Origin of the sequence: Autumnicola edwardsiae (genome assembly GCF_031846505.1) — a bacterium.
Taxonomy (GTDB): Bacteria; Bacteroidota; Bacteroidia; order Flavobacteriales; family Flavobacteriaceae; genus Autumnicola; species Autumnicola edwardsiae.
The window spans coordinates 1-11,479 of record NZ_JAVRHP010000097.1 but is presented as its reverse complement, the minus strand read 5'-3'; the positions used below and the strand labels follow the sequence as shown (position 1 = coordinate 11,479).

Annotated in this window: 8 protein-coding genes; 6 read left to right on the top strand and 2 right to left on the bottom strand. The window is 40.5% G+C overall.

Annotation, left to right across the window (positions count from 1 at the left end; genetic code table 11):
• Positions 1-131: 131 nt before the first annotated feature.
• A complete protein-coding gene (locus RM529_RS14145; protein WP_311485418.1) occupies positions 132-815 on the bottom strand; it encodes a cell division ATP-binding protein FtsE in 684 nt (227 codons plus the stop codon).
• 161 nt (positions 816-976) lie between these two features.
• On the opposite strand from RM529_RS14145, the gene RM529_RS14140 reads away from it, so the two are divergent.
• The 6 genes from RM529_RS14140 to RM529_RS14115 all read left to right on the top strand — a co-directional run bounded on the left by RM529_RS14140 (position 977) and on the right by RM529_RS14115 (position 10,689).
• Entirely contained in the window at positions 977-3,991 is a 3,015-nt protein-coding gene (locus RM529_RS14140; RefSeq protein WP_311485417.1) for a tetratricopeptide repeat protein, read from the top strand.
• 32 nt (positions 3,992-4,023) lie between these two features.
• On the top strand, positions 4,024-5,850 hold the full coding sequence (locus RM529_RS14135; protein ID WP_311485416.1) for a TonB-dependent receptor: 1,827 nt from the start codon (positions 4,024-4,026) through the stop codon (positions 5,848-5,850).
• Positions 5,851-6,106: 256 nt separating this feature from the next.
• Complete coding sequence (locus RM529_RS14130) at positions 6,107-7,231, top strand: hypothetical protein (protein ID WP_311485415.1); 1,125 nt, start codon at positions 6,107-6,109, stop codon at positions 7,229-7,231.
• Between the two features lie 96 nt (positions 7,232-7,327).
• Positions 7,328-8,956, top strand: coding sequence for an amidohydrolase (locus tag RM529_RS14125; protein ID WP_311485414.1), 1,629 nt, complete (start codon positions 7,328-7,330; stop codon positions 8,954-8,956).
• Positions 8,957-9,095: 139 nt separating this feature from the next.
• Positions 9,096-10,028: a peptidylprolyl isomerase gene (locus tag RM529_RS14120; protein ID WP_311485413.1), complete on the top strand. Its 933-nt coding sequence runs from the start codon at positions 9,096-9,098 to the stop codon at positions 10,026-10,028.
• Between the two features lie 115 nt (positions 10,029-10,143).
• Positions 10,144-10,689, top strand: coding sequence for a YfiT family bacillithiol transferase (locus RM529_RS14115; protein ID WP_311485412.1), 546 nt, complete (start codon positions 10,144-10,146; stop codon positions 10,687-10,689).
• 50 nt (positions 10,690-10,739) lie between these two features.
• On the opposite strand, the gene RM529_RS14110 is transcribed toward RM529_RS14115, so the two are convergent.
• Entirely contained in the window at positions 10,740-11,381 is a 642-nt protein-coding gene (locus RM529_RS14110; RefSeq protein ID WP_311485411.1) for a peroxiredoxin, read from the bottom strand.
• Between the last annotated feature and the right edge of the window lie 98 nt (positions 11,382-11,479).

Genomic DNA, 11,479 nt, shown 5'->3' with positions numbered 1-11,479 from the left:
AGATGGAACTATATTTCCATCACAAACCTACGAGGTTTTAAAAACCTCGCAGGATTTCGTTTTGAATTGTCACATCGAGCTTGTCGAGAGGCTTTTTTAAAAACTTTGAACTCCGAACTACAAACTCCAAACTAAATTGTCTTTTGCACCACTTCAAAAACACGTTGGCCATCGCATTTTAATGTTTTGGAGGGATACTTCAGCAATAAAGCATAATCGTGCGTAGCCATCAAAATGGTATTTCCGTTTTTGCTGATTTCCTGAAGCACTTCCATAACTTCCACAGAGGTCTGCGGATCTAAATTTCCGGTAGGTTCATCGGCCAGGATTAATTCCGGATCGTTTAGAAGTGCACGGGCAATGGCAACCCTTTGCTGCTCGCCACCAGAAAGCTGATAAGGATATTTAAAGCCCTTGGTTTTCATGCCCACTTTATCCAGTACTTCATCAATTTTACTATCCATTCCTTTCTGATCTTTCCAGCCGGTGGCTTTCAGTACAAAAAGAAGGTTGTCTTTTATGTTCCTGTCGGTAAGTAATTTAAAATCCTGAAAAACCACGCCCAATTTTCGGCGTAGGTAAGGAATGTCCTTTTCCTTTAAAGTACGCAGGTTAAAATCAACAATATGGCCTTCCCCTTCGGTTAAAGGCAAATCACCATAAAGCGTTTTCATAAAGCTACTCTTTCCTGTACCCGTTTTTCCGATAAGGTAGACAAAGTCTCCTTTATTCACGGTAACATCAACTTCAGAAAGGATAAGGCTCTCACGCTGATAAACAGCGGCATTTTTTAATTCCAGTACTGGTTGGGACATAAATCTTTTTAACTGATTGTGTTGTAAAATTATCTGTAAATATACATTTTTCAAAAAGTGAAGGTTTACTTTTTTTCATATTAACATAATTATAGCCTGCATTCATCGTTATTAAAAAGACGATATAAATTATCTTTGAACTTCAACCAAAAACTATATAAATGACGACCAGTAAATCTCTTCTTTTTGTTGCTTTACTATTCTTCTCATTTCAAGGATATTCCCAGCAAACTGCTGCTTTTACAAACACCCTGGCCGATTTTAACCGGGCACTGGAACTTTATAATAATGAGCAATACCTGGCAGCGCAAAATCTCTTTGATGATGTAAAAGATGAAACTGAAGATGAAAAAATTAAAGCTGATGCTGCTTATTACATCGCAAATGCAGCGGTAAGGCTTAACCAGCAGGGTGCCGACAGGCTTATGGAAAGGTTTGTGACGAGGTATCCAACCAGTACAAAAACCAATTCCGCTTACCTGGATGTTGCCGATTATTATTTTAATACCGGTAAATATACGCTGGCCAGGAAATGGTATGATAAAGTAGATGAAAATGCCATGAGCCGTAAAGACCGGCAGCGTTTTTACTTCAATAATGGTTACGCTTATTTTCGCTCTAATGATTATGAGCAGGCACGCACTTATTTGGAGCGTGTAAGAGACTCTGAGGAATATGGCTCCCAGGCCAAATATTACATTGGGTTTATGGCTTATGAAAGTGACGATTACGAAGAGGCCAACGAAAATTTTCAGCAAGTACAGGATAACGACCGTTATAGCGAAGACCTTTCCTATTTCCAGGCCGATATGAACTTTAAATTAGGAAATTTTGAGGAGGCAATTAAGTTGGGACTGGAGCAATTGCCAAGTTCTAACCGCCAGGAAAAATCACAGCTCAACAAAATTATTGGAGAAAGTTACTTTAATCTTGGGCAGTACGAAGAGGCGATCCCATATTTAAAGGAATATCAGGGGCTTCGCGGAAAATGGAACAATACAGATTATTACCAGCTTGGATATGCTTATTACAAGCAGGGCAATTATGAAGGTGCCGTTTCAGAATTTAATAAAATTATTGACGGTAACAATTCGGTTGCCCAAAATGCTTATTATCACCTTGCCCAATCTTATCTGAACCTTGAGCAGAAACAACAGGCGCTGAATGCATTTAAAAATGCCAGCGAAATGGAATTTGATGCAAAAATTCAGAAAGATGCTTACTTAAATTATGCAAAGCTGAGCTACGAAATTGGCAATTCTTATGAAAGTCCGTCGCAGGTGCTTCTTAATTACCTTGAAAAATATCCAGATTCAGATTCCCGGCAGGAAATAGAAACCTTACTTGTAGATTCTTTCATTAATTCCGGAAACTATGAAGAGGCGATGAGCCTGTTGGAGAATAACAGGAATTTTAGTGATAAGCAGGCGTACCAAAAGGTGGCATATTACTATGGGCTGGAGCTTTATGAAGAAGGAGATTATTACAAAGCACTGGAAAATTTTGAAAAAGCTTTAGCTGAACCACGTGACCCGGTAATTACTGCCAAAGCTACTTTCTGGAAGGCAGAAAGCGAATTTAATGTGAACCGAATAGACGATGCGATTATTGGCTATAAAGAGTTTGACGGGATGACGGCTGCCCGTGGTACAGACGAGATGAAAAACCTGGACTATAATCTTGGGTATGCCTATTTCAAAAAGAACGATTATGCACAGGCGGTCAACTATTTTAAAAGATATGCAGAAAATTCCAGTAGTGATGGCCCAAGGAGGGACGATGCGTACTTAAGGCTTGGAGATAGTTATTTTGTGAACAGCCAGTACTGGCCTGCCATGGAGGCGTATAATAGCGCAATTGCAAATAATGTGGAGAATAGTGACTACGCGGCTTTTCAAAAGGCGATCAGCTATGGGTTTGTGGACAGGAATGAGACCAAAATAGAAGAATTGAATAACTTCTTAAACAGGTATCCGCGTTCCAGTTACCGGGACGATGCGTTGTTCGAGTTGGGAAATACGTATGTAGCAATGAACAACTCTTCTGAAGGAGTACAGGCCTACAACCGGCTTATTAGAGATGTATCCGGCAGTGCTTTTGTTCCAAAGGCTATGTTGAGACAGGGATTGGTTTACTACAATTCCAACCAGGGGGATAAAGCACTGGAGCGGCTTAAGAAGGTGGTTGCAGATTATCCTAATACTCCGGAAGCTATGCAGGCGGTTTCCACAGCGAGAAATGTGTATGTGGATATGGGGCGAACAAACGAGTATGCCAGTTGGGTAAGGAATATTGACTTTGTAGAAGTTTCTGATGCAGACCTGGATAATACCACTTACGAATCTGCAGAAAATCAATATCTCAACAATAACACGACTCAGGCTATTAGAGGATTTGAGAATTATATTGAAGAATTCCCTAACGGTATACACTCGATAAATGCCAATTTTTACCTGGCGCAACTTTATTTCCGTGAAGGGAATAAAGACAAATCTATGAGCCACTACAGGTTTATAGTGAGTAAACCAAATAACGAATTTACAGAGCAGGCGCTCGCGAGACTTTCGCAGATTTATCTTGAAAAAGGAAATTATGCTGAAGCTACTCCGCTTTTGGAAAGACTGGAAAAGCAGGCGGAAACCCAGGAAAATTTGATTTTTGCGCAGTCTAATCTTATGAAATCTTATTTTGAACAAGGTAATATTTCAAAAGCCCAGTCTTATGCTGAAAAGGTCCTTCAGGATCCCGGGGCCGAGGAAAAAGCAAAAACAGATGCACAGGTAATCGTCGCAAGGGCAGCTCTTAAAAACGGAAACGAGAGCAGGGCAAAAACTGCTTATGCTGAAGTTCAAAAAACGGCAACCGGAGAACTGGCCGCCGAAGCTTTGTACTACGATGCCTATTTTAAGAATAAAAGCGGAAATTATGAGGCCTCCAATGCCGCAATTCAAATTTTGGCCAAAGACTTTTCAGGATATAAACGCTGGGGATCCAAGGGGTTGGTGTTAATGGCGAAGAACTTCGATCAACTGGGAGACGCTTACCAGGCCACGTATATTCTGGAAAATGTTATTAAAAACTTCGGAAATCAACAAGAAGTGGTCGCCGAAGCTAAAGCTGAACTTGCCAGGATCAAGGCAAAGGAGTCCGAAACCAACTCTTCAGTACAAAACTAGAACTACTCAACCTAACAACTAAGAATTTTTATATGCGAATTTTTTTAAACAAGGACCTCGCCGCAAATCCCCATAATATGGATCTAAAATCAAATTTTAAATTCAGCTTAATCCTGAAAAAATTAAATGCATTGGAGGGAATAAAAATAAGCCTGTTTTTAGGCTTATTTCTAATTAGCGGTGTTCTTTTTGCTCAGGACCCAATTGGCAGTGAGACCGTTACAGTTGTAAAACCGTATTCGCCTTCTGTACGTGATGCATCCAAAATACGCGAAACCCCAACCAGGGCAGATTCTGTAAATACCGCGAAAAAGCCGGTACAGTACAGCATATTTTCTGTACCTGTAGCTTCCACGTTTACACCGGCTAAAGGTCGTGCTACCAATGTGGAGCGGGAAAGGCCACCCAAGGTTTACGACAATTATGCTACGCTTGGATTTGGAACTTATTCCAACGTTTTGGCAGAATTTTACAGTAACCTGGAGGTAAATCGTACCGATAACTTCGGAATTTTTTTTACTCATAATTCCTCTCAGGGCGGGATAGAAGGGGTGAGACTGGACGATCAGTTTTATGATACCGAACTTAATTTAAGTTATACCAGGAGGGACCGCGACATTTCCTGGAAGACCGAAGTAGGAGGACAGCACCAGCTTTTTAACTGGTATGGCTTGCCCGAAAATCCTGTACTTTCTAACGATCAGTTAATGGATATAGATCCTACGCAGAACTATTTTTCGGTTTATGCAGGCGGAGAAATAGAGCTTTATGATTCCTTTTTTGATAATGCAAAAGCAAGGTTCAGACATTCAGGTGATTCTTACAGTTCGTCTGAAAATCACTTTGATGCAAGAGGGACTTTTGAAGTAAATATTGCCGGAGAGCTAATCACTTCAGATCTTACTGCAGATATCGTAAATGGCCAATTTGAAGAGTCCGCTTTAAACGGAACAGCGCAAGATTATACCTTTATGAATTTTGGATTTAGTCCCAGTTTACTGGTGCTTAGGGATGATCTTACACTTAATTTGGGTGTTGGTATTTTCTACAGCCTGGATTCCGAAAACAGTGATAACAATTTCTATTTATATCCGCAGATTACCGCCAGTTACAGGCTTTCAGGAGATCTTTTAACCGCTTATGCAGGTCTGGAAGGAGAGCTGGAGCAAAATACATACTACAATTTCTTTCAGGAAAACCCGTATGTTTCCCCTGCACTGGCAATTCAGCCTTCAGAAACAGAATATGATGCTTATGTGGGTGCAAAAGGGAGGTTAACAACTTATCTTGGTTATAATGTAAGAGCCGGATATGCGTCCCAGTTCAATAAACCATTGTTCCGAAGAAATCCTACAGGTCCAATAGCTTCTATGGAGGATTATGGCTACGGAAATTCTTTTAACGTGGTTTATGATGATGTGAATACGTTTTCATTTTCTGGGGAACTTAATCTTGATGTAAACAGGAATTTTCGTCTTTCCCTAAATGCGGAATATTTTAATTATGCTACAGATGAAGAGGCCGAAGCCTGGAATTTGCCGAATGTAAAGGCTTCCCTAAATGCAGACTATCAGATCACGGAAAAATGGTATGCCGGTGGAAATATCTTCTTTAGAGGTGAGCGTGAGGATTTGGCAATTATCGACAACAGGCCGGTGGACGGTGGTTTATCTGAAGAAATTGTGACGCTGGACAGTTACTTCGACCTAAATGCGCATTTGGGTTACCGGTTTAACAACCAGCTTTCTGCTTTTGTAAGAGGAAATAATCTGCTGAATAACAATTACGAGAGATGGACAAATTTCCAGGTGCAGGGGCTGCAGGTTCTGGCCGGCGCTACTTATAAATTCGATTTCTAGCAAAGTTAAGCGGGATTAGATAAAAATTTTTGGATGATGAAACAAAGGCACCGTTAAGGTGCTTTTTTCATTTTTACCTAATCTGTTTTTAAAAATGCCCGGATTCTGATCTTAAAATGTTGTTTTTCAGAAAATTATTATCTTCATCAAATAGCATTACTTAACAATTAGTAAACATTGGTAACTTAAATTTAAGTTAATATTGCACCCGAAAAATAAGGACCCAAACCTTAGTTACGAAGTAATCTAAATTCTAATGGCAAAAAAATTCAGGCGGATTAACCGCGACCGACCTTACTTAAACATCCTCGATTTTTTAGTTCAGGAAAAGACTTTCCTGGCAATTATAATTGTAGGAATTATTATGGCCGGCATTTTCACTGGTAACAGCCGGGCCGCAATGTGGCTGGGCTTCTTTTTTGCAGCTTATGCAACCGTGGCCAACGACAGTATCCAATCCCTGGGAACTTTTATTGAAAGTAACAGGGGAAAAAAATGGTGGGTTTTATGGATCTATGTTGGTACAATTTTTTTGACGGTGGTCACTTTTAGCTGGTTTCATTTTGACGGAGATGTAACTTATCAGCGGCTTTTAAAACCCGATGGAAGTACAGCATATCCACATCCGGAGCGATTTAGCTTCTTTCAGATTATAGCTCCGTTGATCCTCTTAATTCTTACCAGGTTACGGATGCCGGTTTCCACAACATTTTTGATCCTGAGTGTGTTTAGTGCAGACACATCAGGTATTACCTCTGTGGTATGGAAAAGCTGGACCGGGTATATTATGGCATTTGTGCTCTCCTTTTTGGTATGGTATTTCTCCTATAACCTTATAAAAAAATATTTCAAAAGCAGGAAATTCAGCAACAGCTGGACGGTAATACAGTGGATCGTGAGTGGTACGCTATGGGGTGTATGGGTAATGCAGGACGGTGCGAATATTGCCGTTTTCCTCCCAAGACAGCTGGATGTTTTTCAGTTTACTGTTTTCTCTCTTACAATATTTTTAGGTCTTGGCCTTTTATTTTACCTGCGCGGCGATAAAATTCAGCAAGTGGTAAGTGAAAAGACTCGTATTTCTGATATTCGGGCTGCAACACTAGTGGATCTAATTTATGTGGTAATGCTTATTTATAAGCTATTTATTAGTACCGTACCAATGAGTACAACCTGGGTTTTCCTTGGGGTTATTGGAGGACGGGAAATCGCTATTAGCCTTGCCCGTAAAAAGAAAGGGAAGAAGCATCGCAAGAAAGCCGGTAAAATGATCTTTAAAGATTTTTCCTATGCAATGATAGGCCTCTTTGTATCAATTGCCCTGGCCGCAGCGGCAAATCCAGATATTCGTTCTGCTATTGGGGAAGCAATGGGATTCTAACCTTTCTCAAAATATTTCAGACTGCAAATGAACTTATAATTCAGAAAATACGCCTTTCATCGGGCGTATTTTCTATTTTTGCACAAAATTGAATTCATGAAAAAAATTTTATTTATCCTGATCCTTGCTGTTATTTCAACTGCATGTGATTCAACAGAAAAGGAACCTGCAGACCTTCTGGTTTTTAATGCTGAAATTTATACTGTGGATAGTAGTTTTAGTAAAGCTGAAGCGTTTGTAGTGAGGGATGGAAAATTTCTGGCAGTTGGTTCTTCTGAAGAACTTAGGGAGAAATATGAAGTTTCAGAAAATTATAATGCAGGAGGAAAGGCTGTTTTTCCGGGTTTTATAGATGCTCATGCACATTTCTACAGGTTGGGACTTCAGCAAAACAGGGTAGATCTTACGGGAACAGAAAGTTTTGAGGAAGTAATTACCAGAATTGTTGAGTTTCAGCAGAAAAATGCGGTAGATTTTATTACAGGAAGAGGATGGGACCAGAATGATTGGGAGAACAAAGAATTTCCAACAAAAGATACGTTGGACCGCCTGTTTCCCGATACCCCCATAGCGGTTACCCGTATAGACGGGCATGCTTTACTTGCTAATCAGGCAGCGCTTGATGCTGCCGGAATCACCACAGAAACTCCTTTTGAAGGTGGCGATATTGAACAAAAAAGCGGAAGGCTTACCGGGATAATAGTAGATAATCCCATGAGTCTTGTCACAAACGCACAGCCCGAACCGACCACAGAAGAACAAACCACAGCTTTAATGGCGGCCCAGGATATTTGCTTTAAATACGGTCTTACTACCGTGGTTGATGCAGGAATCGACAAGAACACCATAGAACTTATGGACAACCTCCATGAAGAAGGAGATTTAAAGATCCGTATCTATGCGATGATTAGCAATACCGAAGAAAATCTGGACTTTTTCCTGGAAAAGGGACCGTATAAAACAGATCGGCTGAATGTTCGCTCCATTAAGTTCTACGGAGACGGAGCGCTGGGTTCACGGGGAGCTGCCCTTAAAGAAGAATATACAGACAGGCCTTCGCATTTTGGAGCCTTGCTTTCACCAATAGAAGATTTTGAAGAAACAGCAAGAAGAATTGCCGCTTCAGAATTTCAGCTGAATACCCACGCAATAGGAGATTCGGCTAATTATCTTGTTCTAAAAACCTATGATGAATTGCTGAGCGAAGGAGAAGACAGAAGATGGCGGGTAGAACATTCGCAGGTAATCGATGAGGAAGATTTTAAATACTTTAGTAAAAATATAATTCCTTCTGTACAGCCTACACATGCGACGAGCGATATGTATTGGGCTGAAGAGCGGTTGGGTCAAGAACGGCTTAAAGGTGCCTACGCTTATAAGAAATTACTGGACCAGGCCGGAATTATTGCTTTGGGAACAGACTTTCCGGTAGAAGAGGTTAGTCCGTTTCTTACTTTTTATGCCGCTGTCACAAGGCAGGATACAGAGAATTACCCGGAAGGAGGATTTATGGCTAATGAAGCGCTTTCGCGGGAAGAAACCCTGCGTGGGATGACTATCTGGGCGGCTTTCAGCAATTTTGAAGAAGATGAAAAGGGCAGCATTGAAAAAGGAAAATTTGCCGATTTTATTGTTCTGGATCAGGATATAATGAAAGTGAAAGCTGAAAATATTCCGGGAATAAAAGTACTGGAAACATATGTTAACGGAGAGAAGGTGTTTTAATCAATTGAGATATTTGTTATCTCATTAACTTTCGGCTTCTGAAGATATTTCCGATGAGGTTAAAGGCCTGTTTTTCATTCAACCTTTAGCCTTAAAACTTTATTTCGGTATCTTTGCATTTCAATAAAAAACAGAAAAAATGGATAATGGTTTATATGCTAAATTTCACACTTCAAAAGGTGAAATTTTAGTCAGTTTAGAATTTGAAAAGACACCTGGAACAGTCGGTAACTTTGTTGGTCTTGCTGAAGGTAACATAGAAAATGATGCAATTCCACAGGGGAAGCCGTATTACGACGGTTTGAAATTTCACCGTGTGATTCCCGATTTTATGGTGCAAGGAGGAGATCCTCAAGGTACAGGCTCGGGAGGTCCGGGTTATCAGTTCGAGGATGAAATACATCCGGATTTGAAACACGACTCGCCGGGAACACTTTCTATGGCTAATGCCGGCCCGGGAACCAATGGGAGTCAGTTTTTTATCACTCATGGTGCAACGCCATGGCTGGACGGGAAACATACCGTTTTTGGAAATGTAGTGGAAGGACAGGACGTGGTTGATAAAATTTCCCAGGGAGATAAAATTGAAAAGCTGGAAATTATAAGAGAAGGAGAAGCTGCCAAAAGTTTTAATGCGGTAGAATCTTTCAGACAATTTAACGGAGCAAAAGCAGAACGTGAAGCTGCGGCAAAAAAGCAGCAGGAAGAGCTTCTTGGCGAAATTTCCCAGGGTTTTGAAAAGACCGAAAGCGGACTGCGATATAAAATTGAGAAAAAGGGAGACGGTCCAAGAGCTGAAAAAGGGAAGACTGTTTCTGTACATTATAAAGGTATGCTTACCGATGGTACTGTTTTCGATTCTTCTTATAAAAGAAAACAGCCAATTGAATTTCCTATTGGAGTGGGCCACGTTATAAAAGGCTGGGACGAAGGTATCCAGATGCTGCAGGTTGGCGATGAGGCAAGGTTTGTAATACCTTCCCATCTTGGCTATGGAGAACGTGGGGCAGGAGGGGTTATTCCTCCAAATGCTGCTTTGGTGTTTGATGTTGAACTTATGGATGTGAAGTAACCGAATTTAATGAGTGCCGAAAATTGGCAAATATCGACCTGCATCTTGTGCAGGAAACAAATAATTTGAAGATAGAACGTGCTGATTTTTTCAGCACGTTTTTTTATCTTTAGGAATGACTTCGGAACAATTGGAATTATTAAAATATCCCATCGGAAAAATGTATTTTCCGGAGTGCCGTCCTGAGAATTATATTCAGGACTGGATTGGCGATATTGCAGACTTTCCTTTAAGGCTTCAAGATCTGGTAAAGAAACTTAGTGAACAACAACTGGATGCGGCGTACAGGCCGGAAGGCTGGACGGTAAGACAGCTAATTCATCACATGGCAGATAGCCATAGCCATGCCTATATTCGGTTTAAATGGGCTTTAACAGAGGACAATCCGTTAATAAAGGCTTATGATGAAAAAGCTTATGCAATACTTTTTGATAGCAAAACCGCACCCATAGGTCTCTCTCTGGATAATATTAAAGCCTTGCATGCAAAATGGGTATTTTTACTTGAAGGCATGGAGCCAGGCGATTATAGAAGAACATTCCGTCACCCCGAAAACGGGAGGGAGTGTAGCCTTTTAGAATGTCTTGCGATGTATGCGTGGCATGGTAGGCATCACTATGCACATATAGAACATTTGAAGAAACGAAGGGACTGGATATAAAAAAAGCTGCCGAATTTCGGCAGCTTTTTACTTCTATAATCCTTTGCAAATTATTGCTTGTCTGGCTGCGGGGTCATTCTTAGGTAAGGTTTTACTTCTTTAAATCCTTTCGGGAAAATATCCTTAGCATCTTCACTGGAAATTGCCGGACTTATAACCACGTCTTCTCCATTTTTCCAGTTTGCAGGTGTCGCTACTTTGTGATTTGCTGTTAATTGCAATGAATCAATCACACGTAGTAATTCATCAAAATTCCTTCCTGTACTTGCAGGATAGGTGATCATTAGCTTGATAGTTTTTTCGGGGTCTATAATAAAAACAGATCTCACGGTGAGGGTATTATCTGCTTTTGGATGGATCATACCATACAAATTGGCAATTTTCCTGTCCTCATCTGCGATAATTGGAAAATTTACCGTGGTATCCTGTGTGCTGTTAATATCTTCTATCCAACCCTTATGAGATTCCACTCCGTCTACACTCAGGGCCATGACCTTAACGTCACGTTTCTCAAATTTTTCCTTATATTTCGCTGTAACTCCGAGTTCGGTAGTACAAACCGGGGTGTAATCTGCAGGGTGGGAGAATAGAATACCCCATCCGTCGCCAAGAAATTCGTAAAAATTAATTTTACCTTCCGATGTTTCCGCATCAAAGTTTGGTGCTTTGTCTCCTAATTTTAAATCGCTCATATTAGTGTGTTTTTTAGTGTTCAATTTTTAAAATTACGGAAAAATAAGCTTCAAAACCTAGTAAACCGATAGGAAATACCTGAGCGTAAATAAGTCTT